General features: G+C 70.7%; 24 protein-coding genes. 12 read left to right on the top strand and 12 right to left on the bottom strand.

Annotation, left to right across the window (positions count from 1 at the left end):
* Positions 1–90 precede the first annotated feature (90 nt).
* Positions 91–831, bottom strand: a complete 741-nt coding sequence (locus ACGFW5_RS26705) for a transglycosylase SLT domain-containing protein (RefSeq protein WP_393836819.1) — start codon at positions 829–831, stop codon at positions 91–93.
* Positions 832–1,299: 468 nt separating this feature from the next.
* Between ACGFW5_RS26705 and ACGFW5_RS26700 the strand changes: the two genes are divergently transcribed.
* Entirely contained in the window at positions 1,300–1,806 is a 507-nt protein-coding gene (locus ACGFW5_RS26700) for an SRPBCC family protein (protein WP_393836824.1), read from the top strand.
* Positions 1,807–2,002: 196 nt separating this feature from the next.
* Positions 2,003–3,058 carry a LacI family DNA-binding transcriptional regulator gene (locus ACGFW5_RS26695; protein WP_393836818.1) on the top strand — a complete coding sequence of 352 codons (1,056 nt, stop codon included), beginning with the start codon at positions 2,003–2,005 and terminating at the stop codon, positions 3,056–3,058.
* Here ACGFW5_RS26695 and ACGFW5_RS26690 read toward each other — a convergent pair.
* The 3 genes from ACGFW5_RS26690 to ACGFW5_RS26680 are packed head-to-tail and all read right to left on the bottom strand — an operon-like array spanning position 3,042 to position 6,888.
* Positions 3,042–3,752 carry a TSUP family transporter gene (locus ACGFW5_RS26690; RefSeq protein WP_393836817.1) on the bottom strand — a complete coding sequence of 237 codons (711 nt, stop codon included), beginning with the start codon at positions 3,750–3,752 and terminating at the stop codon, positions 3,042–3,044. The genes ACGFW5_RS26695 and ACGFW5_RS26690 overlap by 17 nt on opposite strands.
* Complete coding sequence (locus ACGFW5_RS26685; RefSeq protein ID WP_393836816.1) at positions 3,749–5,407, bottom strand: amidohydrolase family protein; 1,659 nt, start codon at positions 5,405–5,407, stop codon at positions 3,749–3,751. Before ACGFW5_RS26685 ends, ACGFW5_RS26690 begins: the two co-directional genes overlap by 4 nt.
* Positions 5,404–6,888 (bottom strand): uracil-xanthine permease family protein, encoded by a 1,485-nt coding sequence (locus ACGFW5_RS26680; RefSeq protein ID WP_393836815.1) that lies wholly within the window; start codon positions 6,886–6,888, stop codon positions 5,404–5,406. The genes ACGFW5_RS26685 and ACGFW5_RS26680 overlap by 4 nt, the downstream gene beginning before the upstream one ends.
* A gap of 332 nt (positions 6,889–7,220) precedes the next feature.
* Here ACGFW5_RS26680 and ACGFW5_RS26675 point away from each other — a divergent pair, with 332 nt between their 5' ends.
* Entirely contained in the window at positions 7,221–7,610 is a 390-nt protein-coding gene (locus ACGFW5_RS26675; protein ID WP_393836814.1) for a cold-shock protein, read from the top strand.
* Positions 7,611–7,672: 62 nt separating this feature from the next.
* Here ACGFW5_RS26675 and ACGFW5_RS26670 read toward each other — a convergent pair whose 3' ends face one another.
* The 3 genes from ACGFW5_RS26670 to ACGFW5_RS26660 form a co-directional block, all read right to left on the bottom strand.
* A complete protein-coding gene (locus tag ACGFW5_RS26670) occupies positions 7,673–8,662 on the bottom strand; it encodes a multiprotein-bridging factor 1 family protein (protein ID WP_393836813.1) in 990 nt (329 codons plus the stop codon).
* A 163-nt stretch (positions 8,663–8,825) separates the two neighbouring features.
* Positions 8,826–10,028 (bottom strand): S1 family peptidase, encoded by a 1,203-nt coding sequence (locus ACGFW5_RS26665; protein ID WP_393836812.1) that lies wholly within the window; start codon positions 10,026–10,028, stop codon positions 8,826–8,828.
* Positions 10,029–10,706: 678 nt separating this feature from the next.
* A complete protein-coding gene (locus tag ACGFW5_RS26660; RefSeq protein ID WP_393836811.1) occupies positions 10,707–11,342 on the bottom strand; it encodes a hypothetical protein in 636 nt (211 codons plus the stop codon).
* A 660-nt stretch (positions 11,343–12,002) separates the two neighbouring features.
* Between ACGFW5_RS26660 and ACGFW5_RS26655 the strand changes: the two genes are divergently transcribed.
* Together ACGFW5_RS26655 and ACGFW5_RS26650 are read left to right on the top strand one after the other, a co-directional pair.
* A complete protein-coding gene (locus ACGFW5_RS26655; RefSeq protein ID WP_393836810.1) occupies positions 12,003–12,797 on the top strand; it encodes an SDR family oxidoreductase in 795 nt (264 codons plus the stop codon).
* 54 nt (positions 12,798–12,851) lie between these two features.
* Entirely contained in the window at positions 12,852–13,367 is a 516-nt protein-coding gene (locus ACGFW5_RS26650; protein WP_393836809.1) for a transposase, read from the top strand.
* A gap of 21 nt (positions 13,368–13,388) precedes the next feature.
* On the opposite strand, the gene ACGFW5_RS26645 is transcribed toward ACGFW5_RS26650, so the two are convergent.
* Positions 13,389–13,862 (bottom strand): hemerythrin domain-containing protein, encoded by a 474-nt coding sequence (locus ACGFW5_RS26645; RefSeq protein WP_393836808.1) that lies wholly within the window; start codon positions 13,860–13,862, stop codon positions 13,389–13,391.
* Positions 13,863–14,371: 509 nt separating this feature from the next.
* On the opposite strand from ACGFW5_RS26645, the gene ACGFW5_RS26640 reads away from it, so the two are divergent.
* Positions 14,372–14,824 carry a DUF5362 family protein gene (locus ACGFW5_RS26640; RefSeq protein WP_393836807.1) on the top strand — a complete coding sequence of 151 codons (453 nt, stop codon included), beginning with the start codon at positions 14,372–14,374 and terminating at the stop codon, positions 14,822–14,824.
* Positions 14,825–14,894: 70 nt separating this feature from the next.
* Here the strand turns inward: ACGFW5_RS26640 and ACGFW5_RS26635 are convergent, their stop codons facing one another.
* On the bottom strand, positions 14,895–15,371 hold the full coding sequence (locus ACGFW5_RS26635; RefSeq protein WP_393836806.1) for a hypothetical protein: 477 nt from the start codon (positions 15,369–15,371) through the stop codon (positions 14,895–14,897).
* Between the two features lie 11 nt (positions 15,372–15,382).
* Positions 15,383–16,177, bottom strand: a complete 795-nt coding sequence (locus ACGFW5_RS26630) for a hypothetical protein (RefSeq protein WP_393836805.1) — start codon at positions 16,175–16,177, stop codon at positions 15,383–15,385.
* Between the two features lie 106 nt (positions 16,178–16,283).
* On the opposite strand from ACGFW5_RS26630, the gene ACGFW5_RS26625 reads away from it, so the two are divergent.
* From ACGFW5_RS26625 to ACGFW5_RS26610, 4 genes are all read left to right on the top strand, one after another.
* The gene (locus ACGFW5_RS26625; RefSeq protein WP_393836804.1) at positions 16,284–17,030 is read left to right on the top strand and encodes a Crp/Fnr family transcriptional regulator; all 747 of its coding nucleotides are present in this window, start codon (positions 16,284–16,286) and stop codon (positions 17,028–17,030) included.
* 143 nt (positions 17,031–17,173) lie between these two features.
* The gene (locus ACGFW5_RS26620; RefSeq protein ID WP_393836803.1) at positions 17,174–19,684 is read left to right on the top strand and encodes an ATP-binding protein; all 2,511 of its coding nucleotides are present in this window, start codon (positions 17,174–17,176) and stop codon (positions 19,682–19,684) included.
* 44 nt (positions 19,685–19,728) lie between these two features.
* Positions 19,729–20,004, top strand: coding sequence for a hypothetical protein (locus ACGFW5_RS26615; protein ID WP_393836802.1), 276 nt, complete (start codon positions 19,729–19,731; stop codon positions 20,002–20,004).
* A 457-nt stretch (positions 20,005–20,461) separates the two neighbouring features.
* On the top strand, positions 20,462–20,839 hold the full coding sequence (locus ACGFW5_RS26610) for an STAS domain-containing protein (protein WP_393836801.1): 378 nt from the start codon (positions 20,462–20,464) through the stop codon (positions 20,837–20,839).
* Here the strand turns inward: ACGFW5_RS26610 and ACGFW5_RS26605 are convergent.
* Both ACGFW5_RS26605 and ACGFW5_RS26600 read right to left on the bottom strand, forming a co-directional pair.
* The gene (locus tag ACGFW5_RS26605; protein WP_393836800.1) at positions 20,796–21,623 is read right to left on the bottom strand and encodes a DUF998 domain-containing protein; all 828 of its coding nucleotides are present in this window, start codon (positions 21,621–21,623) and stop codon (positions 20,796–20,798) included. The genes ACGFW5_RS26610 and ACGFW5_RS26605 overlap by 44 nt on opposite strands.
* 167 nt (positions 21,624–21,790) lie before the next feature.
* Positions 21,791–24,103, bottom strand: coding sequence for a helix-turn-helix domain-containing protein (locus tag ACGFW5_RS26600; RefSeq protein ID WP_393836799.1), 2,313 nt, complete (start codon positions 24,101–24,103; stop codon positions 21,791–21,793).
* 157 nt (positions 24,104–24,260) lie between these two features.
* On the opposite strand from ACGFW5_RS26600, the gene ACGFW5_RS26595 reads away from it, so the two are divergent.
* Both ACGFW5_RS26595 and ACGFW5_RS26590 read left to right on the top strand, forming a co-directional pair.
* Positions 24,261–25,322, top strand: a complete 1,062-nt coding sequence (locus ACGFW5_RS26595; protein ID WP_393836798.1) for a BTAD domain-containing putative transcriptional regulator — start codon at positions 24,261–24,263, stop codon at positions 25,320–25,322.
* Positions 25,319–26,098 carry a DUF6585 family protein gene (locus ACGFW5_RS26590; protein WP_393836797.1) on the top strand — a complete coding sequence of 260 codons (780 nt, stop codon included), beginning with the start codon at positions 25,319–25,321 and terminating at the stop codon, positions 26,096–26,098. Before ACGFW5_RS26595 ends, ACGFW5_RS26590 begins: the two co-directional genes overlap by 4 nt.
* Positions 26,099–26,137: the final 39 nt, after the last annotated feature.

Here is a 26,137-nt window from a genome sequence, read left to right as displayed (position 1 = left end):
CGTGATAGCGGAGCTATCGGGGCGTTTCGGCAACGCCGCGAGGTGCCGTGCCAGGCGCCGCACCCCCGGCCATGATCCACCAGACACCCCCTAGTACGACTGGTGGCTCTGCCAGTACGTCCATGCGCCGCAGGGGCTGCCGTAACGCCCGTTCATGTAGTTGAGGCCCCACTTGATCTGGGTGGCCGGGTTGGTCCGCCAGTCGGAACCCGCGGAGCTCATCTTGGAGCCCGGCAGCGCCTGGACGAGCCCGAAGGCGGAGCCGTTGGTGGCGGTGTAGTTCCAGCTCGACTCCTTGTTCACAATGTTGCTGAAGCACTGGAACTGGCCGGCCGGGATGATCTGGCGAGCGATCGCCTGGACCTCGGAGACCGAGTAGGAGCTCTTGACCGCGAAGTCGGTGCGGCCCGCCGAGCGGCTGGCGGACTGGGTCTCCAGGTCGCGCGCCTGGGCGTCCTTGTCGGCCTTGTCCTTGTCCGCTTTGGCCTTGTCGGCCTTTTCCTTGTCGGCCTTGTCCTTCTCGGCGGCGTCCTTCTTGGCCCTGGCGTCCTGGGCCGCCTTGAGGCGCGCGGCTTCTTCGGCGGCCTTCTTCGCCGCGGCGCCGGCCTGCGCGGACTGGACGTCCGCCTGCTTGGCCAGGGACGCCGTCTGCACCTTGGCCTGCTGGCCGGCGGGCAGGTCGGCGAGCAGCGTCGAATCGGCGGCTGTCGCCTCGACGTTGTCGTTCAGGGCAGCCGCGGGGCCGCCCGCGGCGACGCCGACGACGGCGCCCACGGTAGTGACCGCGGTGGCAGACGCCACCGCGAATCCACGTGCCGATATCCGGCTCACACGCTTTCCTTCCAGCGGCGCCCGCACAGCTCAATTCGCGGACGCGATCGTTGCCTTGACCCTCCCCGCAGGGTCCGACGGTTGCAAAACTCTGGTCACATTCGACACCGGGAGGCAATTCCTCGCAGCGTGTCAAACCTCACACCCCATGAACGCCGACAATGTTCCCGCCATCTCCACAGGAGGCCGCCGTCGAGCTATAGTGCCGCCCTCGTTCGACGGCGCCAACCGGAGCGCCGGGCCCTGGATGTGACGGCACATCAGCGCGGCGGCATTAGGGAAGCGTTAGCGGCCGGTGCCAGGCTCGGCGAACCCGCGGACGGACGGCACGGAGTCGCGCCGAACCGAAGCGGCCTGGAAAACCACTCGTCGCCCTGCCGGTCGGGCCCCGGCGGCCGCGCGGTCCCATGAACGTGCCAGGATCGGAACCGGACAGTAACTTCCTGGGTTCCGATGAGAGGCAGCGGTATGGCGCGGGTCTTCACCGTAAGCGAGAGCATCGTCGTCGGCGTCTCGCCGGAGACCGCGTACCGGGCGGTGAGCCGTCCGTCCGACATGGGCCGTTGGAGCCCGGAGAATCTGGGCACGACGCAGGCGGCGGAAGCGGGACCCGTCGAGGTCGGTACGCGATTCGTCGGTCGTAATCGACGGGGCATGTTCCGCTGGGTCACCGCGTGCACGGTCACGGCCGCCGATCCGGGCCGCCGGTTCGCCTTCCGGGTCCACGCCATCGGACTCGGCCGGCCTCGGCTGCGCGGCCCGATCGCGACCTGGGAGTACCACTTCGAGCCTGCCGAGGGCGGCACCCGGGTCACGGAGACCTGGATCGACGACCGAAGGGCGTGGCCCGACATCGTGGCCGGCGTCTTCGACCGCGTCGCCACATCGGGCAGTACGTTCGCCGCGTTCCAGACCCGGAACATCAACGCGACACTGCGGAACCTCAAACGAGAGCTGGAACGCGCCGCGGACTGAGCGCGCCGGCCTGGGCGCACGTGTCCAGCGCGCGCACGCATCGCCGAGGTCCCCGCACTTCCTGGCCGACACGGAGGGCTCGGTGTCGCGCCGCCGCGTCCCGGTTCGCCGCGCGCGGCCGGCTGTCCCGCGGTCGTGGGCGTCGGCGAAGATGAGTCCGTCCCGTGGTCGTCCGAGCAGAGGAGTGCTTGCGCACATGCCCGCTTCCGATTCCGCCTCCGGCTCCGGCTCCGGCTCCAAGCCTCCGACGATCGCCGACGTCGCGCGCGTCGCGGGGGTGTCGCGTACGACGGTCTCGCACGCGCTCAACGACCTGGGCAAGGTGGATCCCCGGACCCGGGAGCGGATCAAGCAGATCGCGCTTGAGCTGGGATACCGGCCCAACTTGCGGGCGCAAAGGTTGCGCACCGGCCAGGCGAAGGCCATCGCGCTGGTGTCGTCCATGCCGTTCGCGGTGGCCGGGGGGCCGTCACGGCTCGGGTTCTACATGGAGGTGGCCGCCGCGGCCGCCGAGAGCGCTCTGGTCCATGACTACGCGCTGGTGCTCGTGCCGCCGGTGCAGTCCGGATCCGCGCTCTACTCCCTGGACATCGACGGGGCCATCGTGGTCGAGCCCGACATCGACGACGCGGCGGTCGCGCAACTGCGCGGGCGGGGGCTGCCGTACGTCGCCCTCGGACGGCCGGTCGCGGCGGACGACGACGCTCCGTACGTGGACCTGTGGGGCGACGAGGTCACGACCGTGCTCCTGACACATCTTCGGGAGCAGGGAGCGCGGCATCCGGCACTCGTCGTGGGTTCGGGCTCGCGCCATTCATCGGTCGACGCCCGCTCGGCGTACGAGCGGATGGCCCGGGAACAGCACTGGGACCCCGTCGTCGAGGCATGGCCCGAGACGGGCGGCGAGCAGGAGGCGTACGAGCGCTGTACGGCGCTGCTCGCCGCGCACCCCGAGGTCGACGCGGTCTGCGCGCTGGTCGACGCGTTCGCGGTGGGGGCGGTACGGGCCATCAAGGACAGCGGACGCTCCATCCCGGACGACGTCCTGGTCGCCACCCGTTACGACGGGCTGCGCGCCCGCACCTGCCAACCGCCCCTGACCGCCGTCGACTTGCACCTGGAACGAGCGGCGTCCGATGCGGTGGAGCTGCTGCTCACGAGGCTGCGCGGGGCCGCGGCCGCACCTGCTGCGGCCGCGGCGCCCACGCCCACGCTGATCGCGCGCGCTTCCTCGCTCAGGGGCCCGCGATGAGGACGGTGCCCGAGACCAGCGCGAAGACCAGCACGAACAGCCGCATCCTGCGGGCGTCGATCCGCTGATGCACCACCCGGCTCAGCCACGCCCCTGCGGCGATCGCCGGGAGCAGTGCGGCCGCCCAGCCCAGGTCGGCGATCCGGCCCTGCCCGGTGGCGAACAGCAGGGCCAGCGAGGCCACTTCGCCCACGAGAAAGCAGGCGGCGACGGTGGAGCGGAGCTCGGCGGGCGGCCGGTGCTGGTAGACCAGCGCGAGCGGGGGCCCGCCGACCCCGGTCGCGGTCTCCGTCAGGCCGGTCACCACGCCCGCGCCGACGTATGCGGCCCGGCCGGGTGCGAAGGCGGGCGCGGCCAGGCTGACCAGCGCGGCGAGAACCGTGGCACCGCCGACGAACAGGCCGATGCTGCGGTCCGGGATGAGCCACAGGAGCGCGAGCCCGCCCGGCGTCGCGGCCAGCCTGGCCACCGCGATCCACCGGGCGCCGCGCAGATCGAGTGAGCCGCGTTCGCGCCAGGCGACGTACAGGTTCAGCGGAATCATGGACGCGAGGACGAAGACGGGGAGCAGGGACGGATCGAGGATTCCGGCCACCGGCGCGGTGACCAGCGCGAAGCCGAGCCCACTGCCGCCCTGGACGAAAGCGGCGATCCCTACCGTGACGGCGAGAATCACCAGAGTCTGCGTGGTCACTGTGCTGTGCTCCGGTTCCGAGCCGTGGTGCTCTGTGCGGGGGTGGTGCGGTGTACGGGGGTGGTGCTGCCTCGGGTGGAGGGGTTTGGGGTGGAGGGGTCGGGGGTGGATGTGCTTCGGACGGGCGGGGCTGGGGTGGATGTGCTTCGGACAGGCAGGGTTGGGGCGGACGTGCTGGGGGTGGCGACGTCGCGTGCGGGCGGGCTGGGGATGCCGGTCGAGGTGTCAGGCGTGGTGAAGTCCGTTGTCGTGCGCGCGGCTTCGTTCTGCGCCGTCATCCTCCGGGCGGTCGTGGAAGTGGGGTGCGCGCGGGTGATCGGGGACCGCGCCACGGCCGTCCTGGCCAGAGCGGCGGCGCGCCGTACGAGCGCGGACCCGTCCCAGTCGGTGGGCCGGCCGTGCCACATGCGCAGGCGGCCCCCCACGAACACGGCGCTGATCTGGTCCCGGTTGCCGCGGCGCACCAGCTCCCAGGGCAGGTCCCAGGACAGGGCGAGTTCGGGGGTCGACACGTCCACCAGGAGGAAGTCGGCCGCCATGCCGGGGGCGATGGTGCCGGTGCGGCTGCCGAGGCCCACGGCGTCCGCGCCCCCGGCGGTGGCATGTTCGAGCCAGGTCCAGCCCGCCCCGCAGGACGAGTCTCCCGTGGCGAGCCCATATGCGAGGCGCTGCGCGAACTCGGCGGCCTCGGCGAGCCGGAACCCGTCGCCGCGGGTTCCGTCGCTGCCGATCCCGAACCGGACTCCGCGCTCGGCGAGGGTGGTCGCGGGCGCGACCGCGTTGCCCTTCCAGGCGCTGGCAACCGGGTTGTAGCTGACGGCCGTTCCGGTGTCCGCGAGCAGCGAGACTTCGCGCGGCGCAAGCAGTGTGGTGTGGGCGGCCAGGAGGTGGGGCCCGAGCGCGTCGACGCTCGCAAGGCGCTCAAGGGGGCGCAGGCCGTGCCGCAGGAGGGAGCGTTCGACCGCCGCCAGGTGCTCGTTGACATGCATCTGGACCACCGCCTTGGCCTCACCGGCGAGACGGCCGGTGGCGTGCAGGGTGGCGTCGGTCGCGGCCTCCGGGATGGAGATCGCAAGGGAGGGGTGGATGAGCGGGTCGTCGGCGTGGGCGGCGAGATGTTTCTCGGCCCGTTCGAGCACCGCGGTGGCATCGGTGCCCGGTGTGGTGTCGTCGCAGATCAGCCCGAGGACACAGCGGATTCCGGCGTCCCGTGCGGCACAGGCGACGACATCGGTGTCCACGTCGGCGCGTGTCCCGGCGTCGGTGACGGTGGTGAACCCGCCGCGCAGCGACTCCAACGCGGCGAGCTTCGCCGCCACATAGGCCGACTCCTCGTCCAGGGCGCCTTCGAGCGGCACCCACACCCGGCGGAAGATCTCGGACGGTTCGCCGAAGGCGAGGGCCGCGCCGAAGCTCTGGGTGAGGTGGTGATGACTGTCGACGAAGCCCGGCATGAGCAGGTGGCCCGGCAGGCGCAGGGCCTGGAGGTGTGGATGCGTACGCTCCAGTTCCTCGGTCGGCCCCACCGCCTCGAAGGAGCCCGCGGCGACGACCACCGCGTACAGCTCCATGAGTCCTTCCGGCAGCAGAACCGCGTCGGGGATGAGGAGCAGAGGGCCGCGCGAGCGCAGCCGGTCCTGGGTGAACTGGTTCATCGGGTGCCTTCGGTGCGCAGATCGGGGCGTACGGAGAGCCGGGCGGCGACCGCCGGGCCGACGTGGTGGAAGAGGACGTTGAGCACGGCCGCGACGAACGCGCCGACCGCGACGCCGCTTTCGAGCAGGATGCGGACGGTGGAGGGGAACCCCTGGTAGACGTCGGGGACCAGGATGGGCAGCAGGCCGAGCGCGAGGGCGACGGCGCAGATGAACGTGTTGGTGTGCTGGTCGAGATCGCAGCGGGCCAGCATCTGCACACCGAGCACGGTGATCACCGCGAAGACCACCATGGCGGTGCCGCCGACCACGGGGGCGGGGACGACGCTGATGGCCCGGGTCACCGGTGCGAGGAATCCCATGGCGATGAGGACGACTCCGGCGGCGGCCGTGACGTAGCGGCTGCGTACGCCGGTGACGCGCACGATCCCGATGTTCTCCCCGCTCGTCACCATCAACGGCATCCCGAACAGTCCGCCGAGTGCCGAGACGAGTGCGTCACCGCGGATCGTCCTGGGCACGGCCACCCGCTGGTCGATCTCCTTGCCGACGGCCTCCGCGTTGATGACGGTCTGGCCGGTGGCCTCCGCCATGGACGCAAGGCTGTAGAGCATGAGCGGCAGGGCGGCCAGCACGTCGAACCGGGGCGATCCGAACGGCATGACACGCGGCACGTCGATCCATCCGCCCTGGGCGAGGTGGCCGAGGCTCACATCTCCGAGCAGCAGCGCGAGGACCGTGCCGGCGATGAGGCCGAGCATGACGGAGAGCTGACGCAGGACGCCTCTCAGGAGCAGATGACACAGGACCGTGAAGCCGATGGTCGCCATGCCGAGCTCGAGCCGGCCGGGATCGGCGAAGCCGCTCGCTCCGGGGCTCCCGGTGACCAGGACGGCCCCCACCTTCACCAGGTTGACGCCGACGATCACGATCATCGTGCCGATGACCAGGGGCGGGAAGTACCTCAACAGCCGTGCGAAGACCGGCAGTACGGCGAAGGTGAAGACGGCGGTGAGGATGACCGCACCCGCCGCGACACGCAGGCCGTGCTCATCGGCGATGGCCAGGAACAGGATCAGCGGCGCACCGCCCGGCAGCATGACGAACGGCAGCCGGGGTCCGAACTTCCACAGTCCGAGGGACTGGAGCAACGACCCCACACCGGACAGTACGAAGGCCGCGGACAGCAGGTCGACGGTCAGCCCCGCGTCGAGCCGCAGGGTGGCGCTCATCAGGAAGATGGCGGAGATGGGGGTGGCCGCCATGACCAGCACGTGCTGCACACCGAAGAGCACGAGCCGCCCCAGGGGGCGGGACTCGTCGACGGGGTGGCGGGACACGCTCTCGGCTCCGCCGGCGGGCAGCGGGGCCGCCGCTGGGCCCGCGTCACCGGCTCCCGTGGGCGGCGGGGACGCGGGGCGGAGGTCAGGGGCGATGGCGTTGTCAGGAGCGGCGGGCAGGGAGCGGCGGGGACGGGACACGTGCGAGCTCCATTCGGGTCGCGAGCGCGGAATTCAGCCGTGGACCGGCCCGGACGGGAGCCACACACGATCGGCCAAATCGATTTGGCCGTCAGTATGAGGAGGGCGGAGAAGCGGAGTCAAGGGTGGGGAGGCGACGGTGGGGAGGCGACGGTGGGCGGCGTACCGCAGTCCCCCACGTACCTACCGCGCCCGCGTGCCGGCCGCGCGCGAGCACAACGCAGCAGAAAACGCGCCTCGCCTCGACGGCCCGGTCGCGGCTACGCTCTCCAACGGAATCTGCGGGCAAGGGGTCCGCATGGGCAATGGGCCCGATTCCGGTGGGAGATGTCATGGTTGCTGGTCGTGTGGTGCGTTTTGACAGTGCGCGGGGTTATGGGTTCATCGCGCCCGAGAGCGGCGGGGACGATGTGTTCCTGCATGTGAACGACATGGACGTGCCCGAGGAGTACGTACGCCCCGGCGTGAAGGTGGAGTTCGAGATCGAGAACGGCGAGCGCGGCCCGAAGGCCTCGTCGGTCCGCCTCCTGCCGGGTACGGAAGGCAAGGCACCGGCGCCGTACGACGACTCCCTGTGCGACGTGCTGAGCAGGGAGGAGTTCATACGGGAGGTCACCGAGGTCCTGCTGTCCTCGGCTCCCTCGCTCAACGGCGAGCAGATCGTGCAAGTCCGGGCAGGGCTTGCCCAGTTCGCGAAGAGCCACAGCTGGACCGAGGGCTGATCTCCACATCACCCACGCGGCGCCCGGTTGCGGGCGCCGCGCGCGGCCGCTCCACCTGGGGCTCAGCCGGGTGGTGCGCCTGAGGGTCCGACGGCGGGGACGGCATGCCGTTTCCACCCGATGCCGTAGATCCCGCCGTGACACTTCGCGGGCATGATGTGGACACTGTGGGACGCATCCAGGGCAAGCGGCCGGATGTCCTGCGCCGGCCGCTGCGAGCTCTGCCGGTAGTACCCGTGCACGGCCGACGGCAGGTGCCGGGGGTGGAAGAATATGTGTAGCAGATAGTGCCGTACCGGCACGGGCAGGGTGCGCTCGTGATGGTCGGACGGTCTCCATCGCGGCCCGATGTCGAGGGTGTACTCGATGATCGCGGTCTCTCCACGCCGGAGCGTGCGTCCGAATCCGATGTCGAATATCGCGGCGGACACTTCCTGGCGGAACCGCAGCGCTTCGAGCCGGCCGCAGTTGACGGTGACCTGCACCGAGGGCGTGTCGGGGTCGTCCAGGTTGTGATGTGCCGTCAGGTGACGTACTCCGTCCCGCACGGCGCGTACGACATGGCTGACCGTGTAACGCGCGATGCACCCCTGATCGTCGAGGCACAGCGTCTCCTGCACGGACAGGGTGACAAGGTCCTCGTTGAAGCGGTACGCGTCGGCACCGAGGGCCTGCTCCAGGGGCGCGCCGGGGCTCAGGACCCGGGACAGCGCCTCGGCCACCGGGCTCGTCATCGCCAGGGCCCTGCCACGTGGGCGGCGCGTGGTGAGCAGCGCCTGCAAGGCACCCTGCGGCATGTCCAGGATGACCTCGATCGCCGCCACGGCCCTGAGCGACTGCTGGCGTTCGGGCTGGCTGCGACCCCGCTGCCAGTGGCTGAGCGTCACCGGGCTCACGGAGATACCGCGTTCGCCGAGGTGGTGGTGCAGGCGCTGGAGCGACAGACCGGCCGCTTTCAGTGCCTCGCGGAACGCCTCGCCGAAGGTCGCGCGGGCCGCGGGTTCCGCCTCCCCCGCACGGTCTGCCGCCGGTTGCTGGCCCGACTGGTTCATGGATGCTCCCGGCGGCAGTGTGAGGAGTCCGGCGGGGCCGCCACCGCGGGTGGATGTGGCGGCCCCGCCGGCGTGGATCACCGGTCGGATGGTACGGGTGATCCACCGGTCCGGCGCGGCGGCTGAGCAGGCGGCACCGCGCCGGGCCGCGGGGGCGGGCCGGTCAGGCGGTGTTGAGGCTCAGCCCGTAGTACTGGAGGGCGTCGTCAAGAGGCTCGAAGTACGAGACGCCCTGACCGTAGACGCCGTCGCACTGGTTGTCGGTCTGTCCTCCGGACGTCATGCCCTGGCCCTGGTCGCCGGAGACCCAGGGACCGCCGCTGTCCCCGCCGAGGTCACACACATCGCTCAGGCCGACGTTCGTCACCAGCGTGGCGGGCTGACCGGGGTCGGTGTAGGTCACCGAGTAGTTGTAGGACGTGATCGAGCCGCAGGTCCAGTGCGAGGTTGCGCCGGACTTGCAGATGTCCGAGCCCGCCGGAGCACGCCGACTGCCCTCGACTGCGACATCGGCGCCGTTGCCCCAGGTGCCGATCTGCGGGGCGATCGTGGTCCCGGCATCGACGGACGCCAGCCCCATGTCGATGCTGTCGCGGCCGTGATGGAACCGGGTGGTGGTGCCCTTGGCGAAGTGCGTACCGTCGAAGTACAGATCGGGCAGGGATTCGACGCAGTGCCCCGCGGTGACCAGGACTTGGCGGCCGGAGGAGTCCCGGGCGCCGAAGCCGACCGAGCAGTAGTGGTTGCCGTAGTCCATCCGGCTGCCCGGGTAGATGGTCCCGGCCGTCGAGACGGCCTTGCCGTCGCTGCTCCGCACGGCCACGGCGGAACCGTAGGACTCGGCCTTGGCCAGGAAGGCCTGGTCGGCCGCCGTCACGGCGCCGCTCACCTGAACCACGACCTTGTCCGATGCCGGATCCACGCCCCAGCCGCGCACTCCGGAGGGAACGCCTTGTGCGGCGGCCCGGTCCAGCGCGGCCTTGACGCGGTCCAACTCATCCGCGGCGTACCGGGATATGCGGGCCTTGAGTCCGGCTGCTTCGACACGGTGGGCGGCCTGGGCATCGGCGACGTTCACCGTGAGTCTGCCGGCGTGGTCGAAGTACGCCCCGCGGGGATCGGCGCCGGGCGTGTGCAAGGACCCGAGGACGGACTGCTGGTGCGCCTGGGAATCCAGCCTCCGCACGGCCGCCTCGTCGCTGATGCCGAGCGAGGCCGCGAGGGCATGCACCATCTCCTTCTGGTAGCGCCCGTCGGGGGCGGAGGACACCGACCCCGAGGCGCCGTGTGCCGGTACGGCACCTGCCGCCATGACGAGAGCCGCCGTCGCGGCGCCCGATGCCACCATCGCACGTAGACGAAGCACCTTGTCTCCTGTTCCGAGCAGCCGCCCAGGGGCGGCATGTGGGGGGAAGTGCGGTTACGGGTGGGGGGTAGTGAGGCCGTAACCGCAGGAGAACTTTCGTGGCTGGACGCGGCCATGACAAGGTCGTCGGGGGCGGCAAAAATTAACAGAACCGCGGTTAACTGTTTCCACACCAACCCAGCGCGCCGGCAGCCCACTTGGCTCTGGACTGTCACACCTCCGCATCCCACCACCGAAGGTGAGCGGGCCCACGGGGGAACCACACCGTCGGGATACGAGCGAGCAGGCCGGGACCTGCGGACAGGCGGCAACTGCGTTCGGTGCAACGTCGGTTGGGAATAGGGGCGCCTCGGCCGAGCGTAGATGTCGCTCGGGCAGAGCCCGCAGGTGGCAGCCGGCGCAACGCCTCGGGCCGTCTTCAACAGGGATGCCCGGACGCTGTCCGACCTGCGCTGATGCCGGGTCGACCATGGGGCAAAGGCTGGCGGTAAGAAGCTGTGCATCACGTGACGCCTTCGCCGCCAGAAGACACTTTCGGAACCCGACCCGGTCGGCGGCGCATACTTCTCGATACGTGAGGGCCTTCTGGCCAGGCGTAGGGCGCGGCACTTGCGCCGCGCGGCCAGAGGGCCCTCGGGTCAGGTCAGCCGGCTGAGCGGACGCCCGGCAGCGGCCGGATTACGGCTGGGTTCCGTTCGGGTACGGGGCGTACGGGTCGTTGCAGCTGCCGCGGTCGCCGTCCCAGTCCTGGCCGCCGTACCAGTGCAGCGTGGCCCACTCGGTGCAGCCGCTGGAGTTGACCTCCGCACCTGCACGCCAGGCGTCGGGGTTCGGCGTGCCGTGGGTCCACTGGGAGGCCTCGAAATACCACTGGGTCCTGCTCGTGTTGATGGTGCCGATGGCCAAAAGCCGCCCGTAGGGGGAGCTGACCTTGATGGTCGCCGTGCCGCCGACACGGTTGATGAAGTCCTGGTTCCACCACCAGTAGACGCCCACGTGATCGTTGCACTGATTCCAGTACTGCTGGACCCATCCGGCGGTGATCCATCCCTGCCAGCCGTACGGTGCCCGATCGCCGATCCAGACTTGCGGGTTGCACGACGTGGTGGACCTCGATGTCGCCGCACCCGTGAGCGGAATGTGGTGCTGCGCGGGGTGAGCAACGCCGTTGATGACGCTGGTGGTTGCGGGTGCGGCGGTGGCTGCGGTCGCCGTGGTGGTGGCGCCGAACGCGGTGCCGCCCGCGACGGCGAACACGGCGGTGGTCATGGCGATGGCGCGGCGGAACTTGCGTGCTCCAGGCAATGCAGACACGGTTTCCCCTCGTCCCATGTTGCCGGTGCGTGCGCAACGGCGTTGGTATCGATCCAGGCGCCATGGCCAGAAGACACCATGGCCGTCGTCCGGTCGCCACAACTCCCTTGCTGCAACGGCCTGTTGGTGCCTCCTGCATCGCACCGGAATCGACTGAACGACACAGAGGCTACGAACACCCCTCCTTGGATCGTCCTGGATTCGTCCTGGCCTCACTCCGGCGTACGGTCTGGGTGGTGCGGAGCCGGAGGGCTGGGCGATGTGTCCGGAGCCAACACGGCCGGGGGCGTATTGCGGAGGCGCTTCGTATCCGTAAGAATCCGTCAATCCGTAAGAACTGACAGACCTGTCGTGCCAACAGGCGTCCGTCAGCATCGCCTTCCGGTTGCTGGTCGCGAGATCCGCCGGACGATTCCTGGGCCCCGTTCATCTTGCTGCCCGCGCTCGGCGCCCCCGTACACCGGCACCATCATCCAGGGATCCCCCCTTGGGCGGCCGTCCGCCTCGCGATCCGCGCTTGAGTCGGTTGCGGACGCGGTCCGTCGGGACCCCTGATCCGCTTGCTTGGAGTGCACTCCAAGGCCATAGCGTTGAGACAGCTGAACAGAACACCCAACGCGTCGACGCATCATCTCGCACAACCAACTGGAAAGGCCGCAAGTGGTAGACAACCAATTCACGACGCATGCAGAACTTTTCGATCTGTGTGGAAAGCGCGCGCTCGTCACCGGTGGTACCCGAGGCATCGGAATGATGATCGCGCGTGGCCTTCTCCAGGCGGGCGTCCGCGTGGTCATCAGCTCACGCAACGCAGAAGCGTGCGCTCAGGCGCAGGAACAGCTGTCCCAATTTGGTGAGGTGCGGGCCATCCCCGCCGACCTGTCCCTCCACGACGAGTGTCGGCGACTGTCCGACCTTGTCACCGCCGACTCGGAGCGTCTCGACATCCTCGTCAACAACGCGGGCGCCATGTGGGACGAGCCGCTGGCGACGTTCCCGGACGCGGCCTGGAACACGGTGGTCGACCTCAACCTGAAGTCGCCGTTCTGGCTGGTCCAGGCGCTGCTGCCCGCACTTCGCAAGGCGGGCACCGCCGACGATCCCGCGCGGATCATCAACATCGGCAGCATCGCCGCCATCCACATCCCCCAGCGGCCCAACTACTCGTACTCCAGCAGCAAGGCCGCACTGCATCAACTCACCAGAGTGCTCGCCAAGGAACTAGGGCCGCAGCACGTCACCGTGAACGCCGTGGCGCCGGGACCGTTCCCGTCGGCGATGATGGCTGCAACCCTCGACGAGTTCGGCGAGGCGATCGCGGCGTCGGCCCCACTACGCCGAATCGGCCGCGACGACGACATGGCGGGTGTCGCCGTGTTCCTCGCCAGCCGGGCAGGCGCATACCTGACAGGCGCCGTGATCCCCGTCGACGGCGGCATCGCCACAACCGCGTAGGCCGCCCAGGATCTGTTTGCGAAGGATGATCTTGATCGTTGGTGATCACGTCCTGTGGGACGTGGGAACCTGACGAACAGCCAGTGGGCCCGACTTGAGCCGCTGTTGCCGCGGGGCATCAAGTCGGGCCGTCCGCCGGTATGGACGCGGCGGCAGCTGATCGACGGCATACGGTGGCGGACCCGGACCGGTGCTCCCTGGCGTGACGTGCCGGAACGCTACGGGCCGTGGGACCGGGTCCATGACCTGTTCCGGCGCTGGCAGCGCGATGACACCTGGGCCCGGGCCGACAAGGCGTACGACTCCCGCAGCAATCGCGCCTACCTGCGCAGACGCGGGATCAAGGCCACGATCCCGGTCCCGACGGACCGCGTCCGCAACCGACTCAAGCGCGGATCGCGAGGCGGACGGCCGCCCAAGTTCGACAAGGACGACTACAAGCAGCGGCACGCGGTCGAGTGCGGGATCAACCGCCTCAAGCGCCACCGGGCCATAGCCACACGGTATGACAAGCTCGCGGTCCGCTACGAGGCGACCGTGCTGGTCGCAGTCCTCAACGAGTGGCTGTGACCAGCACTTTCACCACAGACCCTAGTCGTCGGCACTGGGGACGGCCAGAGGGTCGGAAGGCGCGTTCTTCTTGGCCGCTTCCATCTCTTCGCCGAGTTCGGTCAGGCGGTTGCGACCCATGGCCTTGCGCAGCTCAGGGAACCAGTCCTTCTCCTCCTCCTCGACATGGTGGCGGACGTTTTCCATGAGGACGGTCATCTTGGCGTCGAACCGCTCGTCACTGGGGTCGAGGTCCTTGAGTTCGGACAGCATCCACAGCACGATGTGGTGCTCCTCGACGCTCTCCAGCGCTTGGTCCTTGGTGTCGGGTGCGGCCTGGCGGGCCGCGGGGTAGAAGATCTTCTCCTCGATCCAGGTGTGTGTGGTGAGTTCTTCGATGACCCGGTCTGCGATCTTCCGCTTCTCGGCGTGAGCGTTGTCGCCGGCTTTCTCGAAGGCCTTGAAGAGCTTTTCCACCGTCTTGTGGTCTTCCTTCAGCAGCACAATGCCGTCCACAGGTCGCTCCCTGGCTTTTGTCGGTGCTTTTGTCGGTGCAGGCGGGGCCCGGTCGGGCCGCCCTGAATGCGTGTACCCCAGCGAGCGCATCCGAGCCCGCTCGCTCCCCGGATGGCCGCATGATTCGCCCACGGCGAGTGCTCGGCCAGTCCGATGAAGCGGACCTCGCGTCGGACCGCCACGGCCTCTTGCGGTGCGGCCTTGCGGTGCGACCTCTTGCGGTGCGACCTCTTGCGGTGCGGCTCGGTCCCACGCTCCCCCATTCCTCGCCATGTGGACTACAGACATCAGGTGTTCAATGGGAGTAGTTGAGCGGTGGGTGGAGAGCCGAGCGAGCCATGAGCGACCGTGCGCAGGACCCGGACCCCGGGCTTCCGGAGACGGAGAACACCACACAGCGGGAGCCCACACAAGGGCGGGCACCACAGAAGCCGGCCTCGCGGCGGCAGGCGCCCCAGTGGGGCATGGAGGCTCCCGTCCGGATGGTGTTTCCTGGCTACGGGGCACCGATGGACCCCGAACGGCGAGAAGCCGAGCTGACGCGGTTCGTCGGCGGCATGACGGCACGGGGATGGACCGCCGTCCACCGTATGCCCGGGGCCGTGCTCCTCGCCCAAGTTCAGCAGGCTGACGGCCGAGAGGCCATCGGCATGGGCGCGACCGGTGTGGCCGCGGGCGCGGCGGTGGGCGGGGCCGGCCTCGTAGGGGTACTGACCGGGATGGGGATGATCGTCTTCGGCGTACTCCTGACCCTCACGATCATCGGCGCCATCGTCGGTATCCCCATGATCATGGCCGGAGTCGCAGTCTTCACCGGCGGCACCGCCGCGGCCACCGCCGGCGGCGCGGTCGGGGCCGCCGGCATGGCTGTCGGGGTCGGCGGCGCTGCCTCCCGTGACAGCACACTGCGCATGCACGCATGGATCGACGAGACGGGGCGCATCTTCACCAAGGGCCCTTGAATGAACGCCTTCGTGCAGCCCCAACGGCCCCAACCGCGAACCCGTGGACGGGCGGCCGGCACACCGACGCTCAGTCGTCCGGCGTCGTGCCTGAGGAATCGTCGGTGCGGTATCCGGCGCCGTAGGCGTGCTGGTTCCCGTAGGCGTGCTGGGTCCCGTACTGGAGGGCGATCACGGTGCCGGATTCCCGGGCCGTGTTCGTCTGCTCCAGCACCCGATCCCCCGGCCCCCTCCCCCGGCCGCCGTCGACGGTCGCCGCCAGCCGGGCCAGCGCGGCACGGCCGGAGGGGTCGCTGCGCAGCAGGGCGGCCAGTTCCAGATTCCAGTACGCGCAGAGCGTCCGCCGCACGTCGTCGGGGTCGGTGGCGCTCCGTATGAGGGCCGCGTTGCCGTCCAGCCGGCCTTCGAGCGCGGCCCGGCGGCGTCGGTCGGACGGGTGGAACAGGGCGACGACCGCGTTCCTCGTCTCCTGCCACGCATCGGTGGCCATCGCGGTGACCACGGCGGCGGCCCCGGCCTCGGCCAGCAGGGTCAGTTCGTCGTTCATGGCGCTCTCCCTCACGGCTTTCCGGTGATCCGGATGTGCTGGGTGCCGTGCTGGGCGGCGTAGATGACGCCTTTCCCCTTCGCCTTGTTGACCATTTTCGAGCCGGTGGGGGCGGTCGGCGGCGTCTGGACGGTCTCGGATGCCGGTTCCGGCAGGGCCTCGACGGTCTCGGATGCCGTTTCCGCCGAGGCTTCGACGGTCTCGGGTGCCGGTTCCGGCCGGGCCGCCCACCCGGGCAGATGGAGCCAGGCGCCCGCGGTGTGTTCCTTCACCGTGAAGCCGACCTCGCGGAAGTCCTCGGGATAGAGGCCGAGGTGGGCGTTGCGTACCGTCTCGTCGTAGAAGTGCCGGGAGAGCAGCACCGACGCGGGCACCGAATCCGGCGCCCCGGCCAGTGCTGTTCGTGCGGGCGGCGCGTCCAGCAACCGGGCCAGGACCTCCAGGGCGCTTCCGGCGACTTCTCCGGTGGGCGCCACATGGACGTCGCCGGCGTGCAGAGCGATGCGGACCCGGATCCTCGTCAAGGGTGCCGCGCCCCGGTTGTGGGTGCGCAGCCGGATCGCCAGTTCGTGGACCAGCGGATGGACGAGGGCCGCCTTCCGCGTGCCCGCCGGCGCCGTCACGCGCAGGCCGTCCCCCAGGTCGTGCCGGAGGCACGCGTCCCAGTCGACTCCGCTCGCGAGGAAGGCCTCCCGCAGCATCTCCGACAGCCGTCCGCGGATCTCCAAAAGCGCCCGGTCCCCGCGGCCTGCCGACCGCTCGACGTCCACGGCCAGGACGGCCCGGTACCCCAACTCTGTTTCCATACGCCCTACTTAGGCTCGCCGGCGGATGAGACGTACCTCAGTCTTCCCGTCCCTCTGCTGGTGCAACTCGTAGGAATACGGGGTCTGCCCGGGGATACTGGGGAACATGGTGAACGGTGTACGTTCCTTGCCGCGCGAGCCGGGCGGGCCGGGCGGTCGGCATCCTCGCGAGGAGTGGGACTGGCCCGCGCCGAGCCTGCTCGGCGGCCTCGGCCAAGACGCGCGTGGCCGGCTGCTGACGCTGGGCGTGCGGGCCCGGTACGAGGCGGACCGGATCCTCATGCGGGAGGACGACCACACCGACTTCGTCCTGATCCTGCTCGACGGAGTCGTGAAAGCCACGGGCCGCACCCAGGACGGTCGCGACGCCCTGCTCGCCGTACGCATGGGCGGTGACCTCGTGGGTGAGTTCGCCGCCGTGGACAGCGCGCCCCGCTCGGCCACGGTCACGACCTGCGGGCCTGTCGTCGCCCGGATGGCGACCCGTGCGGCCTTCCTCGACTGCATGCGGCGCGACCAGCGGATCGCGGACGCCGTGAGCCGGTCCATCGTGGCCAAGCTACGGCTTGCCAACGCCCACCGCATCAACTTCACCGGCTGCGACGTCGCCACCAGGCTGGCCAGGGTGCTGCATCACCTGGCGATGACCTACGGGGAACGCGCCGGCGCGGGCGCGGTGATCCACTGGCCGATCACACAGCCCGAACTCGCCACGTTGGCCGGCGCGGCCGAACCCAGCGTGCACAAGGTCCTGCGCCGCCTGCGCGCGGCGGGCGCCGTGTCCACCGGCTATCGCACCGTCCGCGTCGACGACCTCTCGCTCTTGCACGCCATCGCCTATCCGGATCCCTGAACTCGCTTGTGCAGAAGTTGTGTTGGGCCTACATGCGCATGCCGGAAACCGTACTTTGACGAGTGCGTCGTACGTGCGCGTGGCTAGCGTGCCAGTGAGGAACGGGCGCAACAGGGCGCGCGATCAGCTCATCGGGGGTGCTCATGGCGGACGAAGGCACAGGGCAGCGGATCGACATCGCGGGTGACGCCGGCGGCCCGGTGATCGCGGGCAACCACAACGTGGTCATCGGCGCCGACCACGGCTCGACGGTCACGTTGCTCGTGGAGGGGGAACGGCCCACACCCGTACGCAGGTCCGACGTCGCGCTGTTGCCCAGACGTCAGACGCCGCCGCTGGGCCGGGACGCCGAACTGGCCCGGCTCGCGGAAGCCGTCGGCGCGGGCGGCCCGGTACAGGTGTGGGGGGCACCGGGAGTCGGCAAGAGCGCATTGCTGCGTCACGCGGCCCGCACCCTCGCACCGGGACGCGACGGAGTGCTCTTCCTCGACGCCGCCCGGGGTGAGCCCATGGACCTCGCCCAGGACATGTTCGAGGCGTGCTACGAGGCCCAGGGTTACGCCCCTTCGAGCCCTGAACTGCGCCGCCTCATGATCGGCCTGCGGTTCACCGTCTACGTCGACAACGCCGAGTTCAGCGCGGAGGGTCTACGCACCCTCATGGACGCGGCCCCCGACGCCACCTTCGTCGTCGCCGGCCGGGAACGAGCGCTCCTCGGCGACGGCACTTCGCTGCGCCTCGACGGAATCAGCCAGGCGGTCGCGCTGGAGCTACTGGCGCGGGAACTCGGCAGGCCCGTGGTGACGCAGGCCGAGCAGGACACCGCGGCCGCCCTGTGGGACACCGCGACCGGCCGGCCGCTGCTGCTGCTGCGTGCGGCCGCCCTCAGCGGCCCGAACCCGCAAGGCCATGCCGTCCTGCCCCGTCCCGGCCAGGTCGCCGACCTGCTCCCCCTCCTCTTCGACCGGCTGGAGGGCGAACCACTGGGCGCGCTGCACCTGTTGACCACCCTCGGCGATGCCGAACTGGATCCCGCCCACATCGCGGCCCTCGCCGGGATCGCCGATCCGACGGCGGTGTGCGCCCGCTTGACCGGCCTCGGCCTGGCCGAGGCGACGGAGGGCGGCTACCGCGCCCTGCCCGACGTCGTACCGGCGCTGCGGGAGCGCAACCTGGCACCGGTCCCGGTCGAGCTGCTGTGTGAGCACTTCGCCGGGTGGATCGGGCGCCGCTCCACGACCGCCGCGCAGGTCGCGCGGCATGCCCGGGCGCTGGAACGGGTCGCCGAGCTGGCCGAGGAGGCCGGGCGGCCCGAGCTCGCGGTAGCGATCGTCCGGGCCGCCTCCCCCGCGCTGGCCCGCTCCCTGCGCTTCGGCGTCTGGGGCCGCCTCCTCGAACGTGGCCTCCCGGCGGCCCAGCATGCCGGAGACCGCCAAGCAGTCGCGTACTTCACCCATGAACAAGGCATCCGCAATCTGCTCACCGGGCGGCGGGTCCTGTCGGCCGTGCTGCTCACGGAGGCTGCTGTCCTGTGGCGCCAGTTGGGCAATGTCCATGGGGCCCACGCGGCGGCGGGGGCGCAGCAGTATGTGCCTCCGCCGTCGGGCGCAGCCCCGGCCCCGGTGCCGCACACGGACGGCGGGGCCGCACAGTCCTTGCAGCCCACCGGCCCAGACCCGTCCGCCGCACATGGCGCGACAACTCACGGCGCGACGGCACAGGGTGGAGCCGCACATGGTGGAGCCGCACATGGTGCGACGGCACACGGCGGGGCCGCACAGGGCGGGGCCGCACACGGGTCGGGGGCGTCGGCGATGGACCCCGGAGGAGCGCACCATGCGGCAGCGCAGCACTCCGCCACCGCGCACCAGGCAGGGGCACAGCATGTGACGGCGGCCCACCACCCCGCCGGAGTGCACCAGGCGGCCGCCCAGCACACCACCGGCGCATCGCATGTGGCCGCTCCCCATGCCACCGGGGCCTCGCACATGGCCGCTCCCCATGTCGCCGGCGCCCACACCTCGACAGCCGCTCATGGCATTGCCGCCAAGGCGGGCGTGGTGAAGGGCGGCGGTATCGCGGCGCACTCGGCCGGTGTGACGCATGCGGGGGCAGCGAGTGCGGCAGGGGCGACGGGATCGGGGGCGGCAGCGGTCGGGACGTCCGCCGTCGGGGCATCCGCCGCGGCGAGCTCCGCGGCAGGAATGGCCGCGCTCATGAAGGTGGTCGCGGTGGTCATCGTCGTGGCCGTCGGTGGAGTCGCCGTACACCAGGCCCAGTCGTCGGACGACTCCAGCTCGTCCGGGTCGTCCAGTTCGTCCGGCACCGGGCTCGCCGGGACGTGGCAGACCAGTGACGGCGGCAAGTACATCTTCGTGGACGCGGGCCATGGCAGTTACACCAACGCCGGGCCCAACTCCTGCGGCATCATGAGCACCCTCCGCTTCAGCGGAAGCAATGGCAGCTACAGCGCCCCGGACGCCGTCTACGACAACTCCGCCGGTTCCTGCCGGCCCATCGCCGACGCGACCACGACGATCACGCTCGGCCCGGGTGGCAACACCGCCCAAGCGGTCACCGAGATGACGTCGGGAAACCCGGACATCCAGTGTTACACCTGCGGAACGGTCCGCCAGCTGACCCGCGAGCCGTGACCGCCGACGCCTCGCCTGCCGGATCCCCTCCTGAGGAGACACCCATGGCCCGTAACAGCATTCGCATCGGCGGCAGCGCCTCCGGTCCCGTCGTGGCCGGGAACGACAACCGCGTGGAGGTCCGCCACTCGCCCCCCGCACCCGACACACCCACCACGCCCACGCCCGCAGCCGCAGCCGCAGCCGCAGTTGCGGAGGAGAGCGGACCGACGCAGACCAACACGGCCAAAGACCACGGCACCGTCTATACGGTCATGAACGGCGAACTCCACGTCCACCACGACGAGCCGGGCGCCCCGTCAACTCCCCCCGCTCCCTGACGTCCAGCATGTTTCGTCAAGCTCATGGACCGGGCCGGACAGCAACTGAACAGCAACGCACCAGGAACTGATCGGCCTCCGAATCAGCCTCGGGATCCCCGGACTCCTTCATGACCTCACCCACACGCACGCGCACAGGGCCGTCCGGGCTCGGCTCGGCCCTGTGGTGATCATCACGCGCTCGCCGAGCCCCCACGGGAGACGGCCCCTGCCCCCTCATGGCGTGCGGCCGAAGGCTCCATCGCGCTATGCGACCGGGCCGCCTTCCAGCTGCTCGGCGGGGCAAAGCCGTGCGGTGACAGGGTTCGTCATACCGCTCCGCCCTTGCCTTCCCATCGCCGACGTCTACCCGCGTTCGTGCCGCTCACGCCCGTAGGCGCCGTGCGCCCCGCAGCACGCTCCCTTCCCCACGAACCGCCGGTGCCCCGATGCCCGTGCATGTGCCAGGATCGCCGCCATGGCAGAACAAGAGATGACAAGCACCGGGCCGGCCCACAAGGCCGGCCAGCTCTCGGTCGTCTCCACCTCCACGGGTGGAATCCGGGTGGTGTCCCTGGCCGGAGAGATCGACTACGACACCGGCGAGGCACTGCGCAGGGCGCTGGACATCGTGGACACTCCCCGTCCGCGCCTCGTTGTCGACCTGCGCCAGGTCACCTTCCTCGACTCCACGGGACTCAACATCCTCATCACCGCCCGCCGCGACCTCGGCGAAGCCGGCGGCTGGCTGCGCCTGGCAGCGGCGAACGAGACGGTGATGCGTACCCTCAGGATCGTCGGCATCGACTCCGTCATCGACTGCCACGAAACCCTCCGCCAAGCCCTCGCCGACTGACCCCTTTCGGCGTGGCTGAACGCCCGGCTCGCGTGGGCGCGGGCGTTGACGTGGGCGCGGGGGTGCCGGTGCCGGCTGCCGACGGGCCGGAACCAGGCTCGTCCGTGAGCGAAACCGCGCGTGGCCGCAGTCCGGCTGCCAGCAGCAGGAACCAGAGGCCGACGGTCAGCAGATGCAGGCGCTGGGCGACACCCTGGCCGCCCGGGTGACCGAACAGAGGGCCGACGGTGGCCAGGGCGGCGGCCATCGAGAAGAGCAGGAGCCACGGACCCCACCGATGGACGGGGCCGTGGCTGACCCCGTTGCGCCGTCGCGCATCCGCGACGAACAACGCCATCGAGGCGAACAGCGCGAAGTGAACGAGGCCGCTGGTCGTGGTGTGCCAGGGATTGACCGCTTCGCAGCCACCGCCGAGCGACGGCGCACACCGCATCGGCACCATCACATCCAGGGTGGAGAACCCACCGAATGCGCCGATCGCCACCCACCCGGCCCGGGCCGGTGTCCGCGCGCTCTCCCCGTACATGCACAGCGCTGCCGCGACCAGCAGAGCGGCACAGGTGAGTTCGATGCCGCTGAAGAGAACGCGGTGCGGCTGATCGGCTGCGAATGTCTCACTGACGTACGAATTGGCGGGGTCGAGTCCGGTCGGCACCAGGAACTCCAGGAGCCAGTCGTTGTACACCACCGACGCAACGACCAGCAGAGTGAAGGCGGCCCGGCGCCGTCCGGCAGCGGGGCGGGCTGCCGCGTCGACGCCGACAGCCGCCGGTCGGTGCCTCACGCGCGGCCGGTCGGACGGTGGCTCACAGGTCATGAGGGTCCACTTCCCGCAACCGGACGCTACGCCACGTCCGTCAGCCGAATGGGCAGCTCAAATGGGGGGCGTACTGAAGGGTCCGAGCTTCGGGATCAGGGCTTCCGGATCAGGGCTTCCGGATCAGGGCTTCGTCATCCGTGGCGATAGGCGCGGGCGAGATGGTCCTGGAGGCGGGCGTGGCGGAATTGGTAGACCGCGCCTGCCTGACGGAGTACGCCTCGCTGGTAGGCGTCCTCCAGGAAGGCGAGGACGGGCCACGGGAGCCGGCCCGTCAGCGGCAGCCAGATCCGGGAGAACACCGTCCACTGTCCCCATGAGGTCAGACTGACCGCGTAGCCGAGGGCGCCGCCCAGCCCGCTGATGATGCCGAGCTTGAGCGCGGCCGTTCCGTTCCAGACGACCGGGCCCAGGATCGCCGACGCGGCACGGACCACCGCCATCGAGCCGAAGCCCACGAGAAGGCCGAACGTCGGCGCCCAGACGAGGAGTTGGGCGGCGACCGTGCGGCCGTTGGTCCGCAGCAGGCTGACCGGATTGACGGCGGAGCGGAGGTCGAGAGGTGTTTCGAAGAGGGTGAGCAGCCCGAGGGTGGGGCCCGCGGCAAGGGCGAACATCAGACCGTAGATGATGCCGTCACCGAGGCTTCCGGCCAGGACGTCCGCGAGGGCGGCGTGGAACAGGGCGCCGTTGACCATCCCGCGGACGAAGCCGTATCCCACCCCGAAGAGCAGGCCGCAGAGAACCCCCGTGAGCAGGCGGCGCAGGGAGCGCCGCCCTGTTCTTCGCTCCCTGCCGCGGAGCTTCATCCGGACTGCGGACGGCTCCACGGCCGTGTTCTTGGCCGCGACCATCACCCAGTACGCGATCCCGAACAGGAGCCCGGCCAAAAGTCCCACCACTGGCGCGTCCATGAGCTGGTACGCGAGCGCGTCGAAGGGGATGCCGGCGACGATGTCGACGAGTGTGATGGCCAGGCCGGCGGCCAGCGCGGTCACCAGGGTGCGGGTGCCGCGGCGCATTCCGTGGCCGAGACGCCACCATTCCAGGTCGGGGGTGTCCAGCCGGTCCAGGTGGTGGGCCAGGTAGCCGAGCCAGTACCGGGCGCGCTCCGGGTCCCACGTGCGGAGCGGCCCCATGGCGGTGCGGTGCCCGGGACGCGCGCGGTAGGCGGCGGCGGTGAAGTTCTCAAGGAGATGGTCCTCCAGTTCCTCCGGGGTGGCGAAGCGGCCCGTGTCCAGGAGTGTCGCCGGGTCGCTGCCGGGGGCGTCGCTGTAGATGGCGCGGGCGAGTGCGACCATCAGCGGGGTGGTGAGCACCGCGCCGAGGTTGGCGCCCGCCCGGCCGCACGGCCGCTCGCGCAGTGCGCGCAGGACGGGCTCCCAAGCCGTCACCGTGCGTCCCTGGCCGGGGACCTTACGGGTGGTGCGCGGCAGGTAGGCGGACAGATCGTCCAGGGTGAGATCGGTCAGTTCGACGGCTGCGGCGGAGGTGAGGACATCGGTCTCGGCGACCGCGGCGGCGTACTCGGCGGGGCGGCTCGTCAGAAGCAACGGCAGGGTGCTGGCGTTGAGGGCTTCCAGCGCGGGGCGGCGCAGACCGTCGGCGATTTCGTCGAAGCCGTCGAGAACGGGAAGGATCCGTCCGGCCTCGACGAGCGCGCCGGCCAGGTTCGTTCCGTCGGGACCGGGGGCGCCGAGCCCGGGGTGATCGCGAGTCAGTTGCGCGGCGAGCCAGTCCCGGAACGCGACGGCGGTCGGGTCCCACGAGCCGATGCTGAAGATCACCGGCACGGCGTCGGTGCGCCCTCGGGACTTCAGCCGGTCCAGGACGAACCGGACCGTGAGGATCGTCTTGCCCGAGCCCGAGCGCCCCAGCACCACAAGCCGTCCGGACGGGATCCGGCGGTACACGTCCACGATCGCGTCCAGCTGTCCGTTCAGATCCAGGGGCTCGTCAGCGCTTCCCGGGGGCCGGCGGCGGACGTTGGCCCAGTGGTCGGTCAGCTCCTCCGCCACCGGCCGCCAGCGCACCGGCAGCGGATAGGGGTCGTGGACCTGCCGCTGTTCCTCCTCGCGCCGCCACCGGGCGGCCACCGTCTGGGCGACCTGATCGCAGAGATCGGCGAGGCCTTGGTGCAACGGCGATCCCGGACGATCGCCCGCCGCCTCTCCGGAGGGGCCGTCCGGGGTGGGCGGCTCCGCCGGGCTCTCGCCGTCCGCGGTCGGCCGGACGGCGGACGCCAGGAGCCGTTCGCGTTCGTCGGAGTTCAGCCCGAGCGCGTCGGCCAGCAGCCGCACGGTGGTCACCCGCGGGTCGGCGCGCTCGCCGGTCTCAAGCCCGCGAATGGTGCGGACGCCCACTCCGGCGCGTTCCGCCAACGCCTCCTGTGTCAGGTTCCCTTCATGCCGGAACCTTTTCAACAGCGCGCTGAACTCACTGGTCACGGGTCTCGGCCTTCCGCCGGCATGTCGATTTCCCCAGGTGAGGGACTTTAGCGCGGCCACCGGCCGGATACGGCCGGTCGCTCGGCCTGTCCGTCTGCGCTCCCCGGAAGCAGCGTCGGTGGCGACCGCCCGTTCCCTGCTGTCAGGAGAGCCCGCCATGCCGCCGACCGCGACCCTCGGCCGACCGGCCGTCACCGAACTCACGTACCAGGAGAGCGAGGTGCTGCGTGCGATCGGCTGCGGCCTGACGGACGAGGAGACCGCACTCGCACTCGCCCTCCCCGAGAACGCGGTCGGGGCCCACCTCGGCCAGATCCTCGCCAAGCTCGGACTGCGCGACCGGGCCGCGGCCATCGTGCACGCCTTCGACAGCGGGCTGGTCGTGCCGGGACGGGGCCCCCGCACGGCGGTCCGTCCGCAGCAGCGGGCGGCCGTCCATCGCGCCCAGGAACAGCCGGTACGGATCTCCGTGCTCGGGCCGCTGCGGGCCTGGCGGGACGGGCAACCGGTGGACCTGGGACACCGTCGTCAGCAAGCCGTACTGGCAAGACTGGCGCTGTGCCGGGACCGGACCGTCAGCAAGAACGAACTCCTGGACGACGTCTGGGGGTTGGAGCCACCGCTCACCAAAGTCGTGCCGGTGTACATCTACCGGCTGCGCAAGGTCCTGCACGTCGACAACCGTACGGACTCGGTGATCCGGCACGACCGGTGCGGCTACCGGCTCGTCCCCGGCGCGGTCGAGGTGGACCTGGCCCGCCTGGAGGACCTGGTCGCCGCCTCCGGCACGGCCGAGCAGGCCGGGGAACTGACCGAGGCGGTCCGCGTCTGCGCGCAGGCGCTCGACCTGTTCCACGGGGAGCCACTGGCCGGACTTCCGGGCCCCTTCGCGGAGATGGAGCGGCTGCGGCTCGACGGGCGAAGGACCGGCCTCACCCTGCGCAAGGCGGACCTGCACCTGCGGCTCGGCCGGCACGGCGAGGCGGTGGACGAGCTGTGGGCGCTGTCCGTGGCCCGGCCGCTGGACGAACTCGTCGGCGCGATGCTGATGCGCGCCCTGTGCCTCAGCGGCCGGCAGGCCGACGCGGTGGCCGTGTTCGAGCGCACCCGCCGTCGGCTTGCCGATGAGCTGGGGGTGGCGCCGGGCCGGATGTTGCGGCAGGCGCACCGGGCGATCACGCACGGGTGCGAGGCCGGCCTCGCGCCGACCGCGCCATGAGCGGGCCGACGCCACGCACCCGTAGTGAAGAGCTGCTGCTGGCCCGGATCTCGGCGGCGGCCGGCCGCGCACGCCTCGGCAGGCGCCTGACCACCCACGCGGCGCGCGCGTACCGCTCCCGCACACGGGCCGGCCTGCACCGGGCGGTCCGCCGCCTGTCGGCCCGTGTCCGTATCCGTATCCGTGCCCGTGCCCGCGCCCTCCCGACGGAGACGGCCTCGAACGCGCGGCTCGACCTGTACGAGCACGGGATGACCGTTGCCGTGGGGGCCCGGATCCGGGTCGTCCGTTACGACACCACGTCCGTATTCCGGCCCAGCGCCCCACCGCGCTGCTCTGCGCCGGCCGGCACCGGACTCGTGCACACGCTCACCGACATCGAGGGCAAGTGCCTGGTGCTGCAAGGCGGTTTGGGCGGCGGCGCCCTGTTGTCATGGGAGTACGAGCTGCGCCGAGCCGTCACCCGTGCGCAGCTCCCCCGTGCGCTGGCCGCACTGCACCGGGGTGAGCGCGTCTCCTTCGGTGACCTCTGGACGACCGCGGACCACATGGGGTCCGGGACCCTGCGCACACCGTGGCACCAGGTGCAGGACTTCGGCGTACGCCAGGGGGTCCTCACGGTCACCACCGGGGGCCGGGAGCGCGGGCTCGGGACGAGGGTGTCCAAGGTCCCGAACCTCTTCGTGTTCCGGGCGCTCGCCGAACACCTCCGAACCGAACACCTCCGAACCGAACATCTCCGAGCCGAACACTTTTGTGCCGAGGACGGCTGCTGACCGCGAAGACGGCCGGGCCCGGCGCCACGGTTTCATCGC

Origin of the sequence: Streptomyces sp. NPDC048416 (genome assembly GCF_043200435.1) — a bacterium.
In the GTDB taxonomy this organism is placed as follows: Bacteria; Actinomycetota; Actinomycetes; order Streptomycetales; family Streptomycetaceae; genus Streptomyces.
This window is presented reverse-complemented; position numbering and strand designations above follow the sequence as displayed.